Raw genomic sequence first — 20,921 nt, 5'->3', positions numbered from 1 at the left:
CAGCGCAGCCGGCACTGTCGTTCGACAATGGCCATTATTCGAGGGAGATCCGGGCGTCCATGATGACGGGGCGCCAGAGGGCGACCTCCGCCTGCATCCTTCGCGTCAGATCCTCCGGTGTGCCGCCGAGAATGCGCGAGCCCATGGCGGTCAGCATCGCCCGGATGTCTGGTTTTGCCAGGAAGCGGTTCGTTGCCTCGTTCAGCCGCTGCACGATGCCGTTGGGTAGCCCCGCCGGGCCAAGCAGCGCAGTCCATCCCGTCGCCTCGAAGCCCGGCAGTCCCTGCGCCGCGATCGGTTCCGCGCCGGGGACCGCATGCAGCCTCTCCGAGGCAGCAACCCCGAGGACGCGCACCGTCCCCGCCTGGATATGCGCCTGGTAGGAGGGCACCAGGTCGACGGCCACCTCCACTGCGCCGCTGAGCAGCCCGTTGGTCAGCGTCGCGGAGCCGCGGAAGGGCACGGTCGTGACGCTGATCCCTGCGCGGCGCTGCAGCAACTCGGCGGCCAGGTGGCCCAGGGCACCTCTCGCCGGGACGCCGCAATTGATCCGGCCGGGGTGCGCCCTGGCATGGGCGAACATCTCCTGCAACGAGGCGTAGGGTGCGTCGCGCCGCGCGATGACGACGACCGGAAGGTCGGCCAGCAGCGCGACCGGCGCCAGATCGGTGAAGGGATTGTACGGCATCGACCGGAAGAGCAGCGTGTTCGTCGAGATCGGGCCATTGGTGGTGACGAGCAGGATCTGCCCGTCGGGCTCGGCGCGCACCACCGCATGGGTGCCGACATTGCCGTTTGCGCCGCCGCGATTGTCCACCACGAAGGTCTGTCCGAAGGCCATAGCAAGATGCTGGGCCAGCGGGCGCCCCAGCACGTCGGCGGATCCCCCTGGAACGAAGGGGACGACCATGGCGACCGGCCGGCTCGGCCAGGCCTGCGCATGCGCCGGGCGGGCGGTGGCGATGCCCAGCCCGGTGCCGATCATGCCGAAGCCGCGGCGCGTGATGCTTCCCATGACTGTCCTCCCCGTCCGGTCGTCCCTCACTCCGAGAAATAGAGGCGCATCGGCGTGTCGCCGGTGATCTGCCGGCGCATCGCCGCGTCCGGCACCCATGCGTGCAGCGCGGCGATGGTATCGGCATAGGTCACCCGCCCCTCGAAGGAGGCGAAGGGCCAGTCGCTGCCCCAGACCAGCCGCTCACCGCCGGCGATGGCGAGCAGCGCCTTGGCATAGGTTCGCGCCGCTTCCGGCGACTTGGTGCGGAAGCCACCCGAGAGCTTGACCCAGGTCCGGCCGCGCTCGATCGCGGCAAGCATCGCCCTGAAGCCCGGGCAGTTCACGCCCTGCGCCGGATCGGGATGGCCCATGTGGTCGATCACCAGCTTCACCCCGGCCTGCTCCATCGCCGCGATGATGTCCGGCAGCATCGGGCTCTCCACCAAGGTGTGGACGTGCCAGCCGAGGTCGCGCACGCGCCGCAGCAGCAGCCGGTACTCGGCCGAGCGCAAGTCAGGCGGGTTGGGCACGCGGCGGAAGAAGAGGCGGATGCCGATGATGCCGTCTGCCTTCATCCGTTCCAGCGCGTACATATCCGTCTCCGGCCGGATGAAGGCGGTGCCGCGCAGCCGCGGGTACCGCCGCATGGAGCGGATCGTGTAGTCGTTGTAGTCGCCGTAGAGGCTCGCCGCGGCGATCACGCCGAAGCCAATCCCGTGTGCATCCATGACGGAGAGGAATTGCTCGGCCGTCGCGTCCTCCGGCGGATGGTGCCAAGCCCAGTCCGTGATGGGCATGTCGCGCGTGTAGAGGTGGAAATGAGCGTCGACGAGCGGGGCGTCGCGGTCCAGAGCAGCGGCCGAAGCTGGCCCGGCAGCGGCCGCTATATGCGCCTGCGTCATGCGCTTCCTCCTCGGCCGCTTCGAGCGGCGCGTTTCGGCGAGCCTAGCAGCTCCACAGGAGGGGGTGCACAGATTTTGCCCGGACACGATCCCCTTCGCCAGAGTACCGGGGGTCGTGGCTCGGTTCGCCCCATGCACCAGAGAGGGCTTCGGAGGTTCCACGGACACCAGCAGTTATGGGCATCGAGCGAGCCGCAGGCCATGGCACGGCCAGATGGCGGCAGTACGGCGCAGTCCCTGTGCCCGTCAGTGGCTTGCAGGTTGAGACAAATATCAGTCCGCTGCCGCCCGGTTGAGCACGTGTGCGACCGTTGTGCGCGTCCGCGCACTGGTCACTTTCGTCCTGCCCGCCCCGGCACCAGCCGCACCTTTCTTGGCGCCGCGATCCAGATTGCCGCGGCCGAGACGACGCAACAGGCGCCGGCCAGTACGAAGGCAGGCCGGTAGCTGCCGGTCGCGTCGTGGATCACGCCCGCGGTCCACGGCCCGGCAGCGCCGCCACCGATCAGCGCCACCGTGATGGCGCCGAAGATGGCGCCGTAGTGGGGCCCTTCGAAGATCTCCACGACAATCGGGCCCATCACCGAGGTCAGCGCATATCCCAGGGATCCCTGCGCGATCACCATCAACCAGAGCAGCGCGGGAGACGGCGCCTGTTCAAGGGCAATCAGCGCGACGTAGCACAGAGCGAAGCCGCAGCACCCCACCATCCACACCCATTCCCGGCCCACGCGGTCCGACAGCGCGCCGAGGCCGATCTGCCCTGGAATGGCGACGACGCTGACAATGCCGAGCGCCCAGGCCGCGACCTCCGGGCTGAACCCGACCTCGACCAGATAGCGTGTCTGGTGGACCTGCACCGCGTACCAGGCGAAAAGTGCACAGAAGAAGCCGAGCGCGATCCACCAGAAGCGGCCTGTGCCCATCGCCCGTGCGAGCGTCCACTGAACGGATGCCCAGGCGGGGTCGACGATGTTCGCGGAGCGCGGCATGCCGCCGGCGCCATCCGTGCCGGATCCACCACCATCCGGCTGCAGACCGATATCCTGCGGCCGGCGGCGCACCAGCAGGGTCAATGGTATGAGCACGCACAGCACCAGCAATCCCATGGTCCAGCAGGCGGCCCGCCAGCCATTATCCAGGATGATCGCCTGCAGCCAGGGTAACAGCAGGATGGCCCCGATGCCGACGCCGGAGAAGGCGAGGCTGATTGCCAGGCCTCGGCGGCGCAGGAACCAGTTTGTCAGGTAGAGCGACTGAACATTGTAGCCCATCAGATTCGCGCCACCGCCGACCAGCACGCCGAGCGTGGCGTAGAGATGCCACGGTTCCGTGACGGCGGGTGCAAGGAGCAGCCCGGCGGTCATTACCGCCACGCCGGTGCCGATCACCGCGCGCGCGTCGTGCCGATCCATCATCCGGCCCATGACCGGGCCGAGCACCGCGGAGACGAGGAAGCCGAAGGAGAAGGCGCCGGCGACGAGGCCTCGCTCCCATCCGAACTCGTCGATCAGTGGCGGCAGCAGCAGCGAGAAGGCGGTCCGTGCGGTAACGCCGATCGCCATGGTGACAAAGGCCACTGCGACGATGACCCAGCCATAGTAGAAGGGCAGGCGCTGCGGCCAGGGACGGGCTGTGGTCGCCATCGGCCGGTCAATCGAAGGCGGAGGTGGTGAACTTGGGCACCTCCACGCAAGCCGCTGCGCGCACCGGAATGAATGCAGGCGGCGCGCAAGTCAGCCGGTGACCGTCGTCGCGCGATCCACCATGTCGCCGCGCGTCCGGGCCCGGCCATTGGCCACCACGAACTCGCGCACCACCAGCAGCAGCTGCAGGACCAGCGCAGCCTTGTCCTATACGTTCATTGGAGACGCGCTTGCCACGCGCGCTGACCCGGGCCACGCTGCGGCCTGGCCGAAAGCCATCGCCAGGAGACCATCCTATCATGAGGATCTCGACCCCTTGGGTAGGGTTCAGCGATCAGATTGACCGAGCCGGTAGGCACCGCCATCGGTCGGACGCAGAGCCTCGAACATCTCCGTGACAGCCGCATAATCGCGGTAACCGCAGCGAGCCAGCGGCTGTGCCGCAGCGGTGTCAAAGCGGCCGTCACGGATAAAGGCATCGTCGATGTGCACTCCGACAACCTGCCCCACAATCATCCAGCCATCCAGTGCGGTGCCATCCACATCGTGGAAGCGCATCGAATGAACCACACGGCATTCAAGCGCTGCCGGAGAAGCCGCGACGCGGGGCGCCTTGACGATGCGGCTCGATGCGACCGCAAGTCCTGCCGCCACGAACTCGCTTTCGCCACCGCCGAGAGCAGCTGAGGACATGTTCATCGCCTCGAAGAGCGGACGAGTGCAGAGATTGAACACGAACTCGCCGGTGGCGATGGCATTGGCGGCGCTGTGCTTCATGCTCTCGCTCGTGAATGCAAGCATTGGCGGACGCGAGTGGACCGCGTTGAAAAAGCTGTAGGGGGCGAGATTGGCGCGGCCCTGGGTATCTACGGTCGAGATCCAGCCGATCGGGCGCGGAGCGACGATCGCCTTGAAGGGATCGTGGGGCAGGCCGTGGCCAAGGCGGGGTTCGTAGAACATGGGGGATTACGTGCCTCTGATATCGATGCCAGTCGTGTAGCCTTTGCTGATAGCGACAGGAAGCAGGCCGCGATTGGTGAACTTCTGGCGTGGCTGCGCTGCAAAACACCGATCCACTATAGGCTATTCTTTGTAGCGCAGATTCGCGCTCCTTCGCCCTCCGGTCTAGTCGGAGTCAGCCAGCACATTGCAATCGGTTGCTGACCAGCCGAGGAGCACTTCCGAGCCCTCGGTCACGGCCGGCGACGCGGTGCCGATCGGCTGCAGCCCAAGCAATTCGGAGCCATCCTCCAGGCGAACTACGAACTTCCGTGACTGGCCAAGATAGATCACATCGCTGATCCGTCCGCGCAGTGCATTCTCCCGCGCCGTGTCACCAGGGGTGAGCAGCACCACACGCTCCGGCCGCACCGCGACAACCGCAGCCTCGCCAGGCCGTACGCCGGGTGAGGCGTGGCCACGCAGCGGGCCATGCGCCGTCAGCACCACCGCTTCCTCTTTCTGAAGCGCCTGGACCTTGCCGGGGAGGAAGGTCGAGTCACCCAGGAATCCCGCGACGAAACGCGTCACAGGACGCTCGTAAAGTGATTGCGGCTGGCCGATCTGCTCGACCCGCCCGTGATTGAACACGGCGATCCGGTCGCTCATCACCAGTGCTTCCTCCTGGTCATGAGTGACATAGAGAACGGTGATCCCAAGTTCACGATGGAGCCGCGCGATCTCGATCTGCATCTGCGCGCGCAGGTTCTTATCGAGCGCGCCGAGCGGCTCGTCCATCAGAAGCAGCGGCGGTTCGTAGGCCAAGGCGCGTGCCAGCGCCACGCGCTGCTGCTGCCCGCCGGAAAGCTGTGAGGGCAGCCGGTCGCCAAGGTCGGGCAGCCCGACCAGGCGCAGCACCGCCTCGGCGCGGCGCCGCGCTTGCATCCGGCCGAGCTTCCGCATTTCCAGCGGAAAGGCGATGTTCGCCAGCACGCTCATGTGCGGGAACAGCGCATAGTGTTGGAATACCACGCCGATGTTCCGCTTGTAGGGCGGCAACGGCGCGAGATCGCGTCCGTTCAACAGGATGGAGCCACTGCTTGGCGCCTGCAGTCCAGCCACCATCATCAGCGTCGTCGTCTTGCCCGACCCCGAGGGCCCAAGGAAGCTGATGAACTCGCCCTGCTTCAGCTCGAGGTCCACGTCGGCCACGGCGGCGACAGGGCCGAAGTTCTTGCTGACCCCGCGCAACTCGAGAACCGTCGGCCGAGTCATCGGCCAATCCCCTGTAGGACGGGGACGCCGCGCTGGCGTGACAGAAACCATTGCAGCGCCAGCAGGACCATCGATACCAGCAGTATCACCGTGGCGATGGCGCTGATCTCCGGGTCGATGTCGCCGAGGACGTTAGACCACATCAGCACGGTCACCGTGCGCAATTGGGGCGTACTCAGGAAGAGGGACACAATCAACTCGTCGAAGGACAGCATGGCGGCAAAGAGCAGGCCGGCCAGGATGCCGGGGCGGATGAGCGGCAGGGTGACGCGCATGAAGGCGATGCGCGGCGAGGCGCCGAGTGTCAGCGCAGCCTGTGTCAGGCGGTGGTCCATCGTCTCCAGCGCCGCGCCGACGGTCGCCACGACATAGGGGACGGCGAGGGCAATATGCCCGAGGACCAGCGCCTGCAGCGATCCGACCCAGCCCCATGCATCGAACAGCAGAAAGATCGCCGCGCCCGAAATGATGTGGGGAATCACAAGCGGCGCCATCAGCAGCGAGCGGATGGTTGCCGCGAGCGGCCCGCGCCAGCTGGCAAGCCCGAGCGCCGCGGCCGTGCCGAGCGCAGTCGCCGCGACCGCGGTCAGCACCATGACCTGCAGGCTGACGAGGATGGAATCTCGCCAGGCCGGTGTCTCCGCCAGGCTGCGGTACCAGCGCAGCGACAGGCCGGGTGGCGGGAAGGTCAGCAGCGCACTGTCGCTGAAGGAGATGACGACGATGATCGCCATCGGAGCGACCAGGTAGACGGAGATTGCGGCCACAAGCGCATACGCCGCCCAGCGCCAGGCCCATGGCGCTGTCATCCCGCTGGCCGCCTTGCCGGCGAGCGCACCAGGAGCTGCGATGCACCGAGGAGGATGAGCGTCGCCACCAGCAGCACCAGCGAAAGCGTTGCTGCCATGCCCCAGTCACCGAGCTGGGACACCTGCAGTTGGATCATCCGGGCAATCACGGCATCCCGCCGCCCGCCCAGTAGCGCCGGGGTGATGAAGTATCCAAGCGCCATGACAAAGACCAGCACCGCGCCCATCACCAGCCCTGCCAGCGTCAGGGGAAGCTGCACGCGCAGAAAGGCGCGTATCGGCCCTGCTCCCAGACATGCCGCTGCCGGCATCAGCGCCGGATCCATCGCGCGGATCGCGCCATAGAGCGGGAAGACCACGAAGGGCAACAGCACGTGAACCATGCCGATCAGCACGCCAGTGCGGTTGAAGATCAGCTCCAGCGGCTGATCGATCAGGCCGAGCCGGAGAAGCGACTGGTTCACAATGCCATTATTCTGCAGCAGCACCATCCAGGCGAAGCTGCGTACCAGGATGCTGGACCAGAATGGCACCAGCACCACCAGCGTCAGCAGCCGCGTCAGCCGGGGCCGTGTCGCCATGACATGGGCAAACGGGTAGGCCAGCAGGATGCAGCAGACGGTCGTGGCCAGGCTGATCTGGACGGTATTGCGGATCAGACTGGCGTAGACCGGCTCCTCCCACAGAGCGCGGAAATTCTGCAGGCCCCAGGTCGGATCGGAGACGCTGCGCAGCAGCAGCGCCCCGACAGGCAGCGCGAAGACCGTGGCCACGAAGGCAGCGCCAGGCAATAGCAGAAGGCGCGAGGCTTGGCGCTTCAAGCGCCAGCCCGCCCGCTCAGGTCAGTCGCCATGCATTCCATCGGCGGTTCACCGCATCGAGATTGTCGCGCCAATAGGCTCCGTCCTGGAGGATCACCTTGTCGGCGTAAGCCGGATTGGTTGCGAGCCAGCCGTGCAGCTCCGGCCTGATCAGCGGGAAGGCTGCGGGATTGGTCGGTGAGAAGACCATCAGATTGGCGAAGGCCGCCTGAGGCTCCGGCCGTGTCACGTAGTCGATCAGCGCCGTCGCCGGCTCCAGGTTGCGGGAGCCACGCGGGATGACGAGATAATCGACGGACTGGATTGCCTGCTCCCAGCTGAGTGCCAGCTTCGCGCCCTTCTGGACTGCGTCATAGAGCCGGCCGTTGTTGATCAGGCCCATGGTGGCGGCTCCGCTGACCAGGATCTGCTGCGACTGGGAATTGGTCTCCCACCAGATGATATGCTCCTTGATCTGGTCGAGCTTGCGCAGCGCGCGAGACACGTCCAGCGGGTAGAGCTGCGCCGGGGCCACGCCATCCGCCAGCAACGCCGCCTCCAGCGAGGTGGGGGCGTTCGCGTTCAGCATCCGTTTGCCGGGGAAGCGCTTCAGATCCCACAGATCCGCCCAGCGCTGCGGGCGATTGTCGCCAGCGAAGCGCTCCGTGCTGTAGGCGAGGTTGTAGGAGAACACGATGTTGCCGACCCCATGGTCGGTGACGTAGCGCGGGTCGATACGGCTGCGATCGATGACCTCGTAATCCAGCTTCTCGAACAGATTCTGCTGCTCAGCCCCCTGCATGAAGGCCGCCCCCACGTCCGCGACGTCCCAGACCACACGGCCGGAGCTGACCATCAGGCGCAGCTTGGCATAGTCATTCGGGCCATCCTGGTCGATCCGCAGGCCGGTCATCTCGGTGAAGGGGTCACAATAGGCTTTCTTCTGCCCGTCCTGGTAGGCACCGCCCCAGGAGACATAGGTGATGCGGCGCCCCTCGAAGCGCCTCTGCGCCCAGGCCATGCGCGACCCAGCCAGGGCAGCGGCGCCGCCGGCGAGCAGGCTTCGCCGATTAGGGCCCTGGCGCTGTGGTCCACATGGCTTTTCGTGCATCAGGGCCTCGGCGGTTGGGTGGGTCATGATCGCGCCGGTCCGCACAGGTTCTCGCGCAGGGTCCGGCCGGAATATTCCTTGCGGAAGATGCCACGCTTCTGCAGTTCCGGCACCAGGGCGGTGGCGATTTCCTCGAAGGTCCCAGGGAAGACAGTGGGCGCGACGACGAAGCCGTCACAAGCCTCGGCGGCGAACAATGCGTGCATGCGGTCGGCAACCATCGCCGGTGTGCCGACCAGCGTGAACCTCGTGCCGCGCCTCACCGCCTGGTCGAAGGTGAGGCCTTCGTTCTGCATCAGCTGCTCGATACGCTGCTGTGTGCCATCCATGCCCTGGTTGCCGCGGGCGCCGGCGACGCCGGCCTCGCCGACCTTGGCTAGGTCGACGGCAAGGCCGCTGGAACTCGCGGCGAGAGCAAGCTCGGGGTCGACCAGCGAATCAAGGTAGTCGGCCTTCTCCCGCGCGATCGACTCCGTCTCGCCCAGCACGACCGTCAGTTGCTGCAGGATCTGGCATTCCTCCGGCGCACGGCCGCGGGTGGCCATTCGAGTTTTCACGTCGTCATAGAACTGCTTCATCGCAGCCTGGCCATGTTGGGCGGCGAAGATTGCCTCCGCCCAGCGGGCGGCAAAGTCGCGGCCGCGGTCCGACGCGCCGGCCTGCATGATCACGGGCCGCCCCTGCGGCGACCGCGGGATGGAGAGCGGCCCGCGCGTGCGCAGATGCTTGCCAACATAATTCGCATAACGTATTCGGCGTGGGTCGCCGAAGATCCCGCTTGCCTTGTCAAGGACGAAGACCTCGTCGTCCCAGCAGTCCCAGAGGGCGCAGCATGCCTCCAGCACCTCATCGGCAATGTCGTAGCGCAGTTCCTTTGGCGGCAGTGCACCGATCCCGAAGTTCTGCGCCTCCAGGTCGGTTGCGGAGGTCACGACATTCCAGGCAACCCGGCCCTTGCTCAATACGTCGAGCGAACCGAGGACGCGTGCCAAGTGGTAGGCGGCGTGAAAGCTGGTCGAGAGCGTGGCGCCGAGCCCGAGGTGCTCGGTCACGCGCGCCATCAATGGCAGGACCACCATCGGGTCGAGGAAGCTGATCTGACCGCCGCGCTCGATGTAGGTGTCGAAGCCGCCCTTGTGGATGTCATACAGGCCGAACAGGTCGGCGAAGAAGCAGCCGTCGAACCTGCCGGCCTCAAGTACCCGGGCGATATGTTCGTAGCGGCTGGGCTCGAGGATATCGTCGATACGGCTCGCGGGGTGGCGCCAGGCACCGACGTGCATCCCGGTCGGGCCTGTCTTCAGATAGGCCAGCAGATGCATCTCGCGTCGGCACACGGGTGTCACGGACGTCCCTCCAGCCTCACTCCCGACCGCTCCGGCAGTCGACAACCGCCGCGTCTCAACGGCGATGACGCTATCGAGGCAGCGGCCCTCGCAAGCGCACCATGGCCGGAGCAACGATGTCAATGCTGCGGGGCGGCTTCGGAAGCCCAGGAATGGCTCGCGCGGCGCACTGCGCACCTCGGCCGCAAGGTCGGCGTGGCCAGCGCAGCATTACGCCGGCCGGCTATGAGGGATCCGGCGGTCGCGCGGCGGCAGGGCAGGGCCGTCCAGCAGGTGGATCAGCTGGCTTGTTGCTGGGACGCCGCGCTGGATGTGCCGCATTCGGACGCGCCGCAGCACCTGCCAGCGCACCACCATGGCATTGAGCCCGGCCGGCGGCGGAGCCCGGGTCGCTTCCGTTACACTAACCCATCGCGCCCCGGTCTGGACCGGGATTGGCAACCTCCAGGACCGAAGCCCCATCCTTCGTCGAGGGTGAAGCCGATCTTGAGCGTCACCTGGTAGTGCCCGACCTTCCCGTCGACTACCTCGCCCCGCACCTGCACGACCTCGAACCATCGGATGTTCCGGATATTCTCGGAGGCCCGGCTGATCGCATTTCCGATGGCGTCGGTGATGCGTTCCGAGGAAGCGCCGACAAGATCGACGACCTTGTGGTGGGAACCGTGCCCTGGCCGGCCAGTGCGAGTCGCTTCCGCATGGCTGCCGTGAGGCGATGATTCCGCTGCGGCAGGGTCGCTAGAGCGGAGTGTGAAGCCGCTCTATGGCGATAGGCTGCAGTGGGGCAGCGTGCAGACACGAATGCAATCCGCTGTAGGCACGGCTCGGCTCGCAGCGCCTCCAGGTCAGGTCCTCACGGCTGGCGGAGCCGGCCAGCCTGTAGTGCCGAGCCGCGAGGCCAGGGAACCAAAAGGCTGTCGGAGCGTCGTGCATCGTCATGGGCCCCGAACCACCGGATGCAGCCACGCGTCAGCAGGCCGAGATCGACAACCTACGCGGCCAGGTCCACGCCCTCTATGGCATCATCGCCGTGCTCATTGCGAATTTCGCCATCCTCGCCCGCGATCCGCTTGCCAAGCGGGAAGAAATCCTCCGCAGCCTGCACACCATGCTGCCCCAGGCACTGGCCAAAATCGAGCGAAGCGCGACACCGGCTACCTCTGCGGGTTTCGAGCGCGCCGTCGAGATGGTTACGCATCTCGCAAGGACAGCCATTCGCTTCAAGGCCGCACCTCCACGACAGTAGCCGCGCCGCCAGGGCGTCCATTCCGGCTCGCTCATTGCCTCTGGCGCATGGCTGACCCCGGGCGTCGTTCTTGTGCTCCTTGATGGGCGGCAGTGAATGTGTTGCCGGACGCTCAGGTGACGCTACGCCCCGATGCCGATGTTGCCGTGCCCGGATCGGCATCACCGGCTTTGCAGGGCGGCCGTCTTTGGTGCCGCCGCGCATGCGTTGGAACGCCCTACGGCCGCATCGCAACTTGCAGATTGTGATGAAATGCATTGCAACGCTCCGCCGCGCTTGCCAAGCTGGACAGCCAGGCAGCAGGACGGACCGAGAATGCGCCTTTCCCCTGTCGTTGTCGCTGTCCTGCTGCTGACAGCGACCGGTGCTCAGGCCGAGCGCTGTGCCGCACCACTCCCCACCGGTGCAGGCATCCCGCCGACGAGTATCAATCCGCTCATCGTCCGGCCGCTTGGCGAAACGATCATCCCTGTCCCGGCGACGGACGGCCTCATCCACCTGGCCTACGCGGCGCAGACGACCAACCTCGCAGCCGGACCTGCCAGGATCAGCTCGATCCTGCCAGTCGATCCGCTGCGTGGCTTCGAGCCCACCGGCCGCAACCTCGTGCTCAACGTGGAGGGTGCACCGATCACCGGTGAGGTACGGGTATTCGGAACACCGCCGGCCAGCAGCCGTGACACGCCGACGCTGGCTGCGGGAACCTCCGGAATCACATTCTTCGACGTCACTTACGCCAGGCTGGCGGAGGTACCCGAGCTTGTCGCCCATCGGGTTTCGGTCGGGTTTCCCGAGGGCACCAGCCTGACCACGATCACCGATCCGGTGCGGGTCAACTGTGACGGGCCGGTGCAACTCAGCCCGCCGCTTTCCGGGCGCGGGTGGTGGAACGGCAACGGCTGCTGCCGGACGGTGAATGCGCACCGGTCCGCGACGCTGCCGCTGAACGGCGATCTGCGCCCGCCCGAGCAATTCGCCATCGACTTCATGCAAGTCACGCCGGACGGTGGATGCTGCACGGGGCCGGTAAGCGACCTTCGGTCCTGGCCATTCCATGGCGTGCCGGTGCTCGCCGCCGCGGCGGGAACGGTCGTCGCCGCGGTGGACGACATGCCGGACCAGATTCCTGGCCCGCCGCAAGGCGTGACGGTCGAGAACGCACCTGGCAATCATGTCATCCAGGATATCGGCGGCGGCCGCTGGGTACTGTACGCACACCTCAGCCCCGGGTCGGTCACCGTCAAGCCCGGCGATGTGCTGCGTCCCGGCCAACCGCTCGGCAAGCTTGGCAATTCGGGATCCTCCACGGCGCCGCACCTGCATTTTCAGGTCATGGACCGCCCGTCGGCGCTGAACGCTGTCGGGTTGCCCTTCGTGTTTGATCGCCAGTGGCTCGAAGGAATTGTCGTCAACACTCCGGCCGAGGCCGAGCTGGCGTACGAGGCCGGGCGCAGGCTCGGCATCGACCGGCGGCCTGCCGAGCTGCGCCGTGGGGAGATGCCCGCCGAGGGTCACATTCTCGGCTTTCATCTGGACTGAAGGCCCTGCGGGGTGGCGGCGGGCCGGCGTGCCGGCATCGCTCGCCACCAGCGCTGCGCCGAATCGACTACTCGACCTCGATCTTGCCGGCGCGGACGGTGGCGCCGAAATCCTTCTGCTCGGCACGCATGAAGTTCAGCGTCTCCGCCGGTGTGCTCCTGCGCGGGGCGGCTCCCATCTCGCGCAGCCGGCTGACGATCTCCGGCTCCGCTACCACCTGGTTGATCGCCTGGTTGAGCCGCTCGATCACCGCGGGCGGCGTCGCCTTGGGCGCCATGAAGGCATACCAAGCGACGTATTCACGCTGATCGAGGCCAAGCTCCAGCATGGTCGGTACATCCGGCAGCCGTTCGGTGCGGCTGCGGGCGGTGACCGCCAGGGCGCGGAAGCGGCCGCCGGCGATGTGGCCGGAGCCGGCGCCGAGGCTGTCCATCATGATCGGGACCTCACCGGCGATCACGCCCATCTGCGCCGGCGGGGTGCCGCGGTAGGGCACCGCCGGCATGTCCAGCCTGTGCCGTAGCTTGAAATCCTCGACCACCAGATGGTTAATGCTGCCCGAGGCCGGCAGCGCGTAGCGCCACTTGTCCGGCTCCGCCTGCACCCGCGCCACCAGCTCAGGCATTGTCCGGAACGGCGCTGCCGGGTTCACCACCCAGACCATGGGTGAGGTGACAGCCACCGCGATGGCGGCGAGATCCGCCACCGGGTCGAGCGGCATGTTGCGATAGAGGGCGGTGTTGATGGTGATGGCGCCGACATGGGCGAACATGATGGTATGGCCATCGGCCGGGCTGCGCTGCACCTCCTGCATGCCGATGTTGCCATTGGCGCCGGGGCGGTTGTCGACCACCACCGGCTGCCCGAGCAGCTCCGCGAGCCGCGGCGCCATGATGCGGGCATAGGTGTCGTAGCCGCCGGCGGCGCTCGGCACGACGCAGCGGATGCTGCGGCTGGGCCAGGGCCGGGTCTGGGCTGCGGCCGGCAGCGTGGCGAGCAGCCCCAATGCGGTGCGGCGCGGTAGGCGCATGATCATTTCCCCCTTCGGTTTGCGCAAGGAAGCAGGAACGGAGGCGGGAGGGAACTGGACCCCGGCGGGAATCCGCGAAATGCTGCCACGGCAGATTGCATCCGGCCCTGGGCGCAATCTGCGATGGACGGCCCGCCGTTCAGCTCAGGCCGGGATTCCGGCCAGGCTTTGTCGAAGCAACGCGCCGGCGATCACGGCCCATCCGCCGGATCGTAGAGCACCCCCGCGGCGGCGAAGCCGCCATCGACATTCAGCACATGGCCGGTGACGAAGCCGGCATCATCCGAGCACAGGAAGGCAACGCCGGCGGCGATCTCCGCCGGCGTTGCATAGCGCTGCAAGGCCATGTGGTTCAGGAAGGCCGCCCGCTGCTTCGGGCCATGCGCGGTGCGGGCGACCTGGGTCGGACCGGGCGCCACGCAATTGACCAGGATGCCATGCTGCGCCAGCTCCATCGCCAGCACCTGGGTGAGGCTGATGATGCCTGCCTTGCTCGCGCCATAGGCCACCCGTCCGGTCCCGCCGAACTGCCCCGACACCGAGGAGGTGGTGACGATCCGGCCGCCCTTCCCATGCCGCACCATGGTGCGCGCCGCCGCCTGGGCGGTGACGAAGCAGCCCGTCAGGTTGGTGCGGAGGATTCGCTCGAAGTCGCGCCGCGACATCTCCAGCGCCGGGACGCGGTCCGTGATGCCGGCATTGCAGACCGCGATGCGCAGCGGGCCGAACTCCGCCTCCGCCGCAGCGACGGCCGCGGCAGCCTGCTGCTCCTCCGCCACGTCGAGGGTGAAGGGCGCGGCGCGCAGCCCGGCGGCGCGAAGCTCCACCGCCACGCGCTCCGCCCGCTCGGCCATAAGATCGGCGACCAGCACCGCGGCGCCGTCCCGTGCCAGGCGATGGGCGATGGCCTCGCCGATGCCGGCGCCGCCACCGGTCACCAGGGCGACATCGCCGGCGAGGATCATGCGCCATCCTCCTCGATGGCGATGACCCGGGCGGGGGCGCCGTCGCTGTCCGGCAGCTTCACTGGCAGGGCGACGACGAAGCTGCGCGGCGCGCGCAGGGCGCCGGTGTTGCGCAGGTATTCGAACATGATCACGCCCTGCTTCAGCAGGTGGTAGTGCGTCACATGCTCCGGCAGCGGCGGCCGCGCCTCGCCGGTCAGGAAGAAGCGGATGCAGTAGTCCTGCGGGAAGTCGAAGCCCACCGCCTTGATGCCCGCCTCGCGCAGCCAGATCGCCGCCTCGGCGGTCATCCAGGGTGCCCGCGACCAGAAATCCGGCGTGGCGATGTCGGCCCGCTCGTCCCAGCGGGTCCTGAGGATGGCGATGTCGCCGCGGCGGAGATGCCCGCCGGCGGCGGCGATCCGCTCGCCGCTGATGGCGGTGTTCTCCGGCACTTCCGAGAGGTCGAGGATGGCGGCCTCGCCCACCGTCATGTCGAGGCTGACGGAATCCGTCGTGAAGCCTTCCGGATCGACGTGCCGCGGGCTGTCCATATGGGTGAAGCCATGGACGTTCCAGCCGGCCCAGGTGCCCTGTCCGGCACCCTCGGCATGCGATTTGAGCAGACGGCGCTCCACCGGCCAGCGGAAATGGCCGGTGGTCACCGGAGTCGAGAGGTCAATAATGCGGCGTGCCATGGGTCAATCCTTCCAGGGGCGGGTTTGCCAGAGCTGGCGCAGCCGCTCGGCTTCCTCCTGCACCAGCCCGGCGAAGCTGGTGCCGTCCATCCGGCGCAGCGGCTGGTAGAGCCGGGCCGCGTCGGCCTGCCAGGCGGGATCCTCCATCGTCGCCAGCAGCGCGGCTTACAGCCGGGCGCGGATCGGCGCGGGTGTCGCGGCCGGGACCGCCAGCCCGCGCACCACGCCGCCGGTCAGCGCGAAGCCCTGCTCACGGAAGGTTGGGATATCGGGGGCGAGCGCCGTCCGCTCCGGCGCGGCCTGGGCCAGCGGGCGCACCTGGCCCTGCTTCACCAGCTCCAGGCTCTCGCCGATGTTCATGGCGGCAACGGTGATGTGACGGCCGAGCAGCGCGGTGACGGTGGGCGCCTGGCCGGCGAAGGGGATGTGCACGAGGCGGGCGCCGATCATCCGCTCGAACCCCATCATCAGCAGGTGATCGTCCGAACCGATACCCGCGGTGCCGACCGCGACCTTGTCCGGATTGGCCCGGGCATGCGCGGCAAGGTCGGCGAGGGTGCGCAGCGGGCTGTCGGGTGCCACGAAGAAGCCGCCGGGATCATCCACCACGCTGCCGAGGAAGGCGAGGTCCTGCAGCCGGTAGCGCGGCGTGCGCTCGATGGTGATGGTCTGCAGGCTCGGCACGATGACGACGCCCATGGTGAGGCCGTCGGGCGGGGCGGTGGCGAGTGCGGTATACCCCACCTCGGCCCCGGCGCCCGGCCGGTTCAGCACGACGAAGCGCGCGCCGGGCAGGTGGCGTTCGAGATAGGGCAGCATGGCGCGGGCCATGACATCGGTGCCGCCGCCGGGCGGGAAGGGCACAATGAAGCCGATCGGCCGCTCGCCCGGCCAGCCGCCCTGACCGAGGGCCGCGAGCGGTGCGCTCGCCAAGCCGGCCGCGACCAGGGCGCGGCGCGTGGTCTTCGCCATGATCATTTCCCTCCCGGTATTGCCGCCAGCCTAGCGGGCGCTCCGCATGGCGCCTAGGCTGCGACAATCGAGGGAACACGCCAATGGCCCAACCGCTTCCCATCCTGCCGACCACCGTCGTCGGCAGCTATCCGCAACCGGCCTGGCTGATGAACCACGAGGCGCTGCGCGCCCGGCTGGTGCCACGGGTGCGCGCGCCGGAGATGTGGCGCGTGCCGGAGCCCTTCCTCGCCCAGGCGCAGGATGACGCGACGATCCTGGCGATCCGCGACATGGAGCGGGCAGGGATCGACATCATCACCGATGGCGAGATCCGTCGTGAGAGCTATTCCAACCACTTCGCCTCGACGCTCGATGGCATCGACCCGGACCGGCCGGGCGAGGTGGTGGGCCGCACCGGCAAGACCACCGTGGTGCCGCGCGTCATTGGCCGGGTGAGGCGGGTGCGGCCGGTGGAGGTGCGGGACGTCGCCTTCTGCCGCGCGAACACCGACCGTCAGGTGAAGATCACCTTGCCCGGCCCCTTCACCATGACGCGGCAATGCCAGAACGAGTTCTACGCCGACGAGGCTGAGCTGGCGATGGACTACGCGGTGGCGCTGAACGAGGAGATCCGCGAGTTGAAGGCCGCCGGCGCCGATGTGATCCAGCTCGACGAGCCTTGGCTGCAGGCCTTCCCGGATCTGGCGCGGCGCTACGCCATACCGGCCATCAACCGCGCGCTGGAAGGCATTCCCGGCACCACCGTGGTGCATCTCTGCTTCGGCTATGCCGCCATGGTCGGCGACAAGCCATCCGGCTATTCCTTCCTGCCGGAGCTGGCGGGGACCAGCGCGGCGCAGATCTCCATCGAGGCGGCGCAGCCGAAGCTCGACCTTGGCGTGCTGGGCGATCTGCCGGGCAAGACCATCATGCTGGGGGTGCTGGACCTGGGCACGCCGGAGGTGGAATCCGCCGAGGAGGTCGCCGACCGCATCCGCGCCGCGCTGAAGCGGCTGCCGCCGGAGCGGCTGGTGCCGGCGCCGGATTGCGGCATGAAGTATCTGCCGCGCGAGCGTGCCTTCGGCAAGCTGCGGGCGCTGGTGCAGGGCACGGCGATGGTCCGGCGCGAACTGGGCGCCTAGGATGCGCCGCCGCCAGGCGCCGGCCATTTCAGGGTAGGGCGCGCGCTCAGAGTACGGGGGCGAACAGCCGCACCAGCCCCTCTGCCACATGCCGGACCGGCGTGAGCGGTGGCAACTCGCCGTCGCAATCGGCGAACAGCACCTCGGCCCAATCGGCCACCGCCCGGGTCTCGGCGGGGCCATGGAACAGCGCCATGACCTCGAAATTCAGGAACAGGCTGCGCTGGTCCAGATTGGCAGTGCCGGCGAGCGCCAGTGCGTCGTCGACGATCACCGCCTTGGCGTGCATCAGACCGTTACGTAATCGCAACACCTTCCCGCCCGCCCCGACCACCGCCCGCAGATAGGGAATGCTGGCGAAGTCGACAAAGCCGGCGTCGGAGCTGCGGTTGGTCACGACCGTCACCTCCACCCCATGCCGCGCCGCCACGGTCAGCGCCTTCAGCATGGCTGCATCAGGCACGAAATAGGGGGTGACGATCCAGAGACGGCGCTGTGCCCGATGCGCCATGTCGAGCAGCAGGTCATGCAGCGGGTCGCCGTCGAACTCCGGCCCGCTCGGCACGACCTGGACCACGCCCGAGCCGGCCTCCCGCGCCGGCAGCGCCTCCCAGGGACGCGCGGCCCGCAGGTCCTCGCCGGCGGCATCCAGCCAGTCCGCGGCGAAGACCTCGGCATAGACCGCTGCCGCCGGGCCCTCGATGACGAAGGACAGGTCGCGGAAGCGGTTGGCGACCGGCTTCGTGCCGAGGTACTCCTCCGCGAGGTTCATCCCGCCGCTCCAGGCGCGGCGGCGATCGGCGATGATGATCTTGCGGTGATTGCGCAGGTTGGCGTAGTGGCGCGGCCACGGGATGAGCGAGGCCGGCATGAAGCGCTCCACCCTGCCACCTGCCGCGACCAGCGGCGCCAGCGCCGCGTCGCGCAGATCCTTCGAGCCGACGTCGTCGATCAGCAGCCGGACCTGCACCCCCGCAGCTGCCCGCGCGGCGAGCCGCCGAAGGATCTCCTGCGCCACCCGGTCGGTGCCGAGGATATAGGTCGTGACCCAAAGGGTCTCCTCGGCCCGGTCAATGAGGTCGAGCACCGCCGCATAGGCAGTCGCCGGGGTGGTGCGCAGCGCCACCGCATTGCCCGCGGTGGCGGCGGGCAGGCCATGCGACTGGACTAGGCGGTCGAGGCCGTTGACCGCCACGCAATCCGCCTGCGCTCCCGCCGATCGTTCGGCCGGCTGCGCCTTGCGCGCCGCCCGGCGGCGCAGCTTGCGCGCCCCAAGGGCGAGATAGGCCACGACGCCGACCGGCGGGGACAGGATGAATAGCAGCAGCCAGGCGGTCACCGCCTGCTCCTGCCGCCGTGAGCGCAGGATCTCGACTGCGAACCAGAGGCAGAGCAGCACGCAGCCGCCCCAGGCCACGCCAAGGATCGAGGTGATGGTGGAGTCGTCACTCACGACGCGGCCTCCGGCCAAGGCCGCACGGCCCGCGCAGCTGGAGCGGAATGCAGTCCGGTTGGGGCTGCGTTCCGCTCTAACTTGTTGCTTTCAGAGCAGATTCACGCCTCCATGCGCCCAGCATTCCGGCGATCCGCTCTAGCGCAAAGCGTCCGACAGGACGACCTCCGCGCCATGGCGCAGCACCTCCGCCGCCCGGCGGCCGCCAAGATAGGGCATTGCCGCCCAGGCGCCATCGACCAGCAGCGCCAGCGTATCGGCCAGCCGCGCCGGCTCCGCCGCGCCGGCTTCCGCCGCGAGTTGTGCCAGGCCTTCCCGCATCCGGGTCTTGTGCGCCGCCACCAGCTGATGCGTCGGGTGGTCCGGGTCGGGGAATTCGGCCTGCGCCAGCAGCAGGGGACAGCCGCGGTACTCCGGATGCTCCAGCTTCGCCCCGATGGCCGAAACCAGTGCTCGTAGCTTCGCCGCGGGTTCCGCCGCCTCGGCTGTCACCGCCACGAACCAGGCATCATAGGCCGCGGCGTCCTCGCACAGGATGGCGGCGACCAGGGCGTCCTTGCTGGGATAGCTCCGGTACAGGCTCATCTTGGTCGCTTCCGCCACCCGGCAGACTTCCTCGATACCGGTGGCGCGGATGCCATGGCGGTAGAACAGGTCCTTGGCGGCGGTCTGGATGCGTTCGGCGGCCTTCGGGCGGTCGGCCGTGGCGCGGGACATGGTGGCGGGCTCTCCTCTCAGCGGACCGGAATTGTGCGGCGCCGCAAAAATTCCTCTTGATGATACTGACCGGTCACTTATTTGGGGACGGACCGGTCGGTATCATTCGGCCTCGGAGATTGGCATGTCCCCTGACCAGCACAAGGCTCAATCGGGCCGGATCGCCGGAAGTTCCTGGAATCCCTGGCTGAACCGGATCGTTCTGGTGGCGGCGCTGGGCGCCGGCGCCACCCTGCTTCCCCCGATGGCTCCCCCCGCTTCTGCCCAGGGCGCCCCGTCGGCGCCACCGGTGACCGTCGCCACGCCGCTCTCCCGCTCCGTCACCCAATGGGATGAGCACACCGGGCGCATCGAGCCTTCCGCCCGGGTGGAGATCCGCCCCCGCGTCTCCGGTCAGGTGACGCAGGTGCATTTCCGGGATGGCGCGCTGGTGCGGACGGGCGACCTGCTCTTCACCCTGGACCGCCGCCCCTTCCAGATCGCGGTGGACAGTGCCCGGGCAGAGCTGGGCCGGGCCGAGGCGCGGCTGACCCTCGCCGAGCAGCAGGTGCAGCGCTACACGCCGCTGGTCGCCCAGCGCTTCGCGCCGGAAGCCGAGATGGACACCAGGCGCAGCAGCCTGCGCGAGGCCCAGGCCGGCCTGGCCGCCGCCCGTGCCGCCTTGCAGCAGGCCGAACTCGACCTGGAGTTCTCGGAGATCCGCGCCCCCCGCCCTGGCCGCGTCAGCGACCGCCGGGTGGATGCCGGGAATCTGGTGCAGCAGGGCACCACCCTGCTCACCACCCTGGTCGCGCTCGACCCGGTGTATGTCAGCTTCGATGCCAGCGAGGCGCAGTACCTCCGCTATGCCAGCGCCGCGGCCGGCGGCTTTCGCCCAGCGGCCGGCGAGGCCGGGGTGCAGGTTCAGCTCCGTCTGCTGGACGAGACCGGGTTCGGCCATGAAGGCCGGGTGGATTTCGTCGACAGCACCTTCGACGGCCGCAGCGGCACCATCCGTGGCCGCGCTGTGGTGGCCAACCCCGAGCTGTTCCTGACCCCCGGCAGCTTCGCCCGGCTCCGGCTGTTCGCCGGGGATGTGCCGGCGCTGCTGGTGCCCGACGCGGCGGTGGTGGCCGACCAGTCCGGCCGGATGGTGCTGACCGTGACACCGGACGGCACCGTCGCGCCCCGCACTGTGCAACTCGGCCCGCTGGTCCAGGGGCTGCGGGTGGTGCGCTCCGGGCTGGCGCCGGAGGACCGAGTGATCATCGGCGGCCTGCACCGGGCGCGGCCGGGATCGCATGTCACCGCGGAGCCCGGCCGCATCGGCCCCAGCCCGCTCGCCTCCGCCGAGTAAGCAGGAGGGGCGGCGTCCGCCCCCGACAGGACATCCC

At 68.3% G+C, this 20,921-nt stretch carries 21 protein-coding genes; 4 read left to right on the top strand and 17 right to left on the bottom strand.

Translation table 11 applies throughout. From position 1 onward, the window contains the following. Positions 1-34: 34 nt before the first annotated feature. From H7965_RS14055 to H7965_RS14010, 10 genes are all read right to left on the bottom strand, one after another. Complete coding sequence (locus H7965_RS14055) at positions 35-1,015, bottom strand: Bug family tripartite tricarboxylate transporter substrate binding protein (RefSeq protein WP_186771217.1); 981 nt, start codon at positions 1,013-1,015, stop codon at positions 35-37. Between the two features lie 26 nt (positions 1,016-1,041). Beyond that, complete coding sequence (locus H7965_RS14050) at positions 1,042-1,899, bottom strand: amidohydrolase family protein (RefSeq protein WP_186771216.1); 858 nt, start codon at positions 1,897-1,899, stop codon at positions 1,042-1,044. Positions 1,900-2,231: 332 nt separating this feature from the next. Next, complete coding sequence (locus H7965_RS14045) at positions 2,232-3,545, bottom strand: MFS transporter (protein ID WP_186771215.1); 1,314 nt, start codon at positions 3,543-3,545, stop codon at positions 2,232-2,234. Between the two features lie 327 nt (positions 3,546-3,872). Continuing rightward, the gene (locus tag H7965_RS14040) at positions 3,873-4,505 is read right to left on the bottom strand and encodes a flavin reductase family protein (protein WP_186771214.1); all 633 of its coding nucleotides are present in this window, start codon (positions 4,503-4,505) and stop codon (positions 3,873-3,875) included. Positions 4,506-4,670: 165 nt separating this feature from the next. Next, positions 4,671-5,759: an ABC transporter ATP-binding protein gene (locus tag H7965_RS14035; protein WP_186771213.1), complete on the bottom strand. Its 1,089-nt coding sequence runs from the start codon at positions 5,757-5,759 to the stop codon at positions 4,671-4,673. Continuing rightward, positions 5,756-6,526 carry an ABC transporter permease gene (locus tag H7965_RS14030; protein WP_186771212.1) on the bottom strand — a complete coding sequence of 257 codons (771 nt, stop codon included), beginning with the start codon at positions 6,524-6,526 and terminating at the stop codon, positions 5,756-5,758. Before H7965_RS14030 ends, H7965_RS14035 begins: the two co-directional genes overlap by 4 nt. Positions 6,527-6,564: 38 nt before the next feature. Then, positions 6,565-7,341, bottom strand: a complete 777-nt coding sequence (locus H7965_RS14025; RefSeq protein WP_186771211.1) for an ABC transporter permease — start codon at positions 7,339-7,341, stop codon at positions 6,565-6,567. Between the two features lie 64 nt (positions 7,342-7,405). Then, a complete protein-coding gene (locus H7965_RS14020) occupies positions 7,406-8,389 on the bottom strand; it encodes a polyamine ABC transporter substrate-binding protein (RefSeq protein ID WP_186771210.1) in 984 nt (327 codons plus the stop codon). Between the two features lie 113 nt (positions 8,390-8,502). After that, complete coding sequence (locus tag H7965_RS14015; RefSeq protein WP_186771209.1) at positions 8,503-9,801, bottom strand: NtaA/DmoA family FMN-dependent monooxygenase; 1,299 nt, start codon at positions 9,799-9,801, stop codon at positions 8,503-8,505. Between the two features lie 422 nt (positions 9,802-10,223). Further along, positions 10,224-10,430 carry a dodecin gene (locus tag H7965_RS14010; protein WP_390624568.1) on the bottom strand — a complete coding sequence of 69 codons (207 nt, stop codon included), beginning with the start codon at positions 10,428-10,430 and terminating at the stop codon, positions 10,224-10,226. 332 nt (positions 10,431-10,762) lie between these two features. Between H7965_RS14010 and H7965_RS14005 the strand changes: the two genes are divergently transcribed. Continuing rightward, positions 10,763-11,071: a hypothetical protein gene (locus H7965_RS14005; RefSeq protein WP_186771208.1), complete on the top strand. Its 309-nt coding sequence runs from the start codon at positions 10,763-10,765 to the stop codon at positions 11,069-11,071. Positions 11,072-11,386: 315 nt separating this feature from the next. Beyond that, on the top strand, positions 11,387-12,610 hold the full coding sequence (locus H7965_RS14000) for a M23 family metallopeptidase (protein WP_186771207.1): 1,224 nt from the start codon (positions 11,387-11,389) through the stop codon (positions 12,608-12,610). A gap of 67 nt (positions 12,611-12,677) precedes the next feature. Here the strand turns inward: H7965_RS14000 and H7965_RS13995 are convergent, their stop codons facing one another. The 5 genes from H7965_RS13995 to H7965_RS13975 all read right to left on the bottom strand — a co-directional run bounded on the left by H7965_RS13995 (position 12,678) and on the right by H7965_RS13975 (position 16,254). Continuing rightward, the gene (locus H7965_RS13995) at positions 12,678-13,640 is read right to left on the bottom strand and encodes a Bug family tripartite tricarboxylate transporter substrate binding protein (protein ID WP_186771206.1); all 963 of its coding nucleotides are present in this window, start codon (positions 13,638-13,640) and stop codon (positions 12,678-12,680) included. A gap of 191 nt (positions 13,641-13,831) precedes the next feature. Then, positions 13,832-14,605, bottom strand: a complete 774-nt coding sequence (locus tag H7965_RS13990; RefSeq protein WP_186771205.1) for an SDR family NAD(P)-dependent oxidoreductase — start codon at positions 14,603-14,605, stop codon at positions 13,832-13,834. Beyond that, a complete protein-coding gene (locus tag H7965_RS13985) occupies positions 14,602-15,282 on the bottom strand; it encodes a cyclase family protein (RefSeq protein ID WP_186771204.1) in 681 nt (226 codons plus the stop codon). The genes H7965_RS13990 and H7965_RS13985 overlap by 4 nt, the downstream gene beginning before the upstream one ends. A 3-nt stretch (positions 15,283-15,285) precedes the next feature. After that, complete coding sequence (locus H7965_RS13980) at positions 15,286-15,429, bottom strand: hypothetical protein (RefSeq protein WP_186771203.1); 144 nt, start codon at positions 15,427-15,429, stop codon at positions 15,286-15,288. 18 nt (positions 15,430-15,447) lie between these two features. Next, the gene (locus H7965_RS13975; RefSeq protein ID WP_186771202.1) at positions 15,448-16,254 is read right to left on the bottom strand and encodes a Bug family tripartite tricarboxylate transporter substrate binding protein; all 807 of its coding nucleotides are present in this window, start codon (positions 16,252-16,254) and stop codon (positions 15,448-15,450) included. An 83-nt stretch (positions 16,255-16,337) separates the two neighbouring features. On the opposite strand from H7965_RS13975, the gene H7965_RS13970 reads away from it, so the two are divergent. Further along, positions 16,338-17,378 carry a cobalamin-independent methionine synthase II family protein gene (locus H7965_RS13970; protein WP_186771201.1) on the top strand — a complete coding sequence of 347 codons (1,041 nt, stop codon included), beginning with the start codon at positions 16,338-16,340 and terminating at the stop codon, positions 17,376-17,378. A 46-nt stretch (positions 17,379-17,424) separates the two neighbouring features. On the opposite strand, the gene H7965_RS13965 is transcribed toward H7965_RS13970, so the two are convergent. Both H7965_RS13965 and H7965_RS13960 read right to left on the bottom strand, forming a co-directional pair. After that, the gene (locus H7965_RS13965; protein WP_186771200.1) at positions 17,425-18,831 is read right to left on the bottom strand and encodes a phospholipase D-like domain-containing protein; all 1,407 of its coding nucleotides are present in this window, start codon (positions 18,829-18,831) and stop codon (positions 17,425-17,427) included. Positions 18,832-18,969: 138 nt separating this feature from the next. Continuing rightward, positions 18,970-19,548 (bottom strand): TetR/AcrR family transcriptional regulator, encoded by a 579-nt coding sequence (locus H7965_RS13960; RefSeq protein WP_186771199.1) that lies wholly within the window; start codon positions 19,546-19,548, stop codon positions 18,970-18,972. A gap of 124 nt (positions 19,549-19,672) precedes the next feature. Between H7965_RS13960 and H7965_RS13955 the strand changes: the two genes are divergently transcribed. Next, positions 19,673-20,884 carry an efflux RND transporter periplasmic adaptor subunit gene (locus tag H7965_RS13955; protein ID WP_229682615.1) on the top strand — a complete coding sequence of 404 codons (1,212 nt, stop codon included), beginning with the start codon at positions 19,673-19,675 and terminating at the stop codon, positions 20,882-20,884. Positions 20,885-20,921 lie beyond the last annotated feature (37 nt).

The organism is Siccirubricoccus deserti (genome assembly GCF_014283215.1).
Taxonomy (GTDB): Bacteria; Pseudomonadota; Alphaproteobacteria; order Acetobacterales; family Acetobacteraceae; genus Siccirubricoccus; species Siccirubricoccus deserti.
Note: the sequence above shows the minus strand (reverse complement) of the source record. Positions and strands in the feature narration are given on the sequence as shown.

Excerpts from the sequence above, each read along its gene's own strand:
- H7965_RS14045 (WP_186771215.1), bottom strand. The coding sequence starts at position 3,545 with ATGGCGACCACAGCCCGTCCCTGGCCGCAGCGCCTGCCCTTCTACTAT.
- H7965_RS13955 (WP_229682615.1), top strand. The coding sequence starts at position 19,673 with ATGTCCCCTGACCAGCACAAGGCTCAATCGGGCCGGATCGCCGGAAGT.
- H7965_RS14005 (WP_186771208.1), top strand. The coding sequence starts at position 10,763 with ATGGGCCCCGAACCACCGGATGCAGCCACGCGTCAGCAGGCCGAGATC.
- H7965_RS14050 (WP_186771216.1), bottom strand. The coding sequence starts at position 1,899 with ATGACGCAGGCGCATATAGCGGCCGCTGCCGGGCCAGCTTCGGCCGCT.
- H7965_RS13970 (WP_186771201.1), top strand. The coding sequence starts at position 16,338 with ATGGCCCAACCGCTTCCCATCCTGCCGACCACCGTCGTCGGCAGCTAT.
- H7965_RS13980 (WP_186771203.1), bottom strand. The coding sequence starts at position 15,429 with ATGGAGGATCCCGCCTGGCAGGCCGACGCGGCCCGGCTCTACCAGCCG.
- H7965_RS14040 (WP_186771214.1), bottom strand. The coding sequence starts at position 4,505 with ATGTTCTACGAACCCCGCCTTGGCCACGGCCTGCCCCACGATCCCTTC.
- H7965_RS14035 (WP_186771213.1), bottom strand. The coding sequence starts at position 5,759 with ATGACTCGGCCGACGGTTCTCGAGTTGCGCGGGGTCAGCAAGAACTTC.
- H7965_RS14015 (WP_186771209.1), bottom strand. The coding sequence starts at position 9,801 with ATGCATCTGCTGGCCTATCTGAAGACAGGCCCGACCGGGATGCACGTC.
- H7965_RS14055 (WP_186771217.1), bottom strand. The coding sequence starts at position 1,015 with ATGGGAAGCATCACGCGCCGCGGCTTCGGCATGATCGGCACCGGGCTG.
- H7965_RS13995 (WP_186771206.1), bottom strand. The coding sequence starts at position 13,640 with ATGCGCCTACCGCGCCGCACCGCATTGGGGCTGCTCGCCACGCTGCCG.
- H7965_RS13975 (WP_186771202.1), bottom strand. The coding sequence starts at position 16,254 with ATGGCGAAGACCACGCGCCGCGCCCTGGTCGCGGCCGGCTTGGCGAGC.
- H7965_RS13960 (WP_186771199.1), bottom strand. The coding sequence starts at position 19,548 with ATGTCCCGCGCCACGGCCGACCGCCCGAAGGCCGCCGAACGCATCCAG.
- H7965_RS14020 (WP_186771210.1), bottom strand. The coding sequence starts at position 8,389 with ATGGCCTGGGCGCAGAGGCGCTTCGAGGGGCGCCGCATCACCTATGTC.
- H7965_RS14000 (WP_186771207.1), top strand. The coding sequence starts at position 11,387 with ATGCGCCTTTCCCCTGTCGTTGTCGCTGTCCTGCTGCTGACAGCGACC.
- H7965_RS13985 (WP_186771204.1), bottom strand. The coding sequence starts at position 15,282 with ATGGCACGCCGCATTATTGACCTCTCGACTCCGGTGACCACCGGCCAT.
- H7965_RS13990 (WP_186771205.1), bottom strand. The coding sequence starts at position 14,605 with ATGATCCTCGCCGGCGATGTCGCCCTGGTGACCGGTGGCGGCGCCGGC.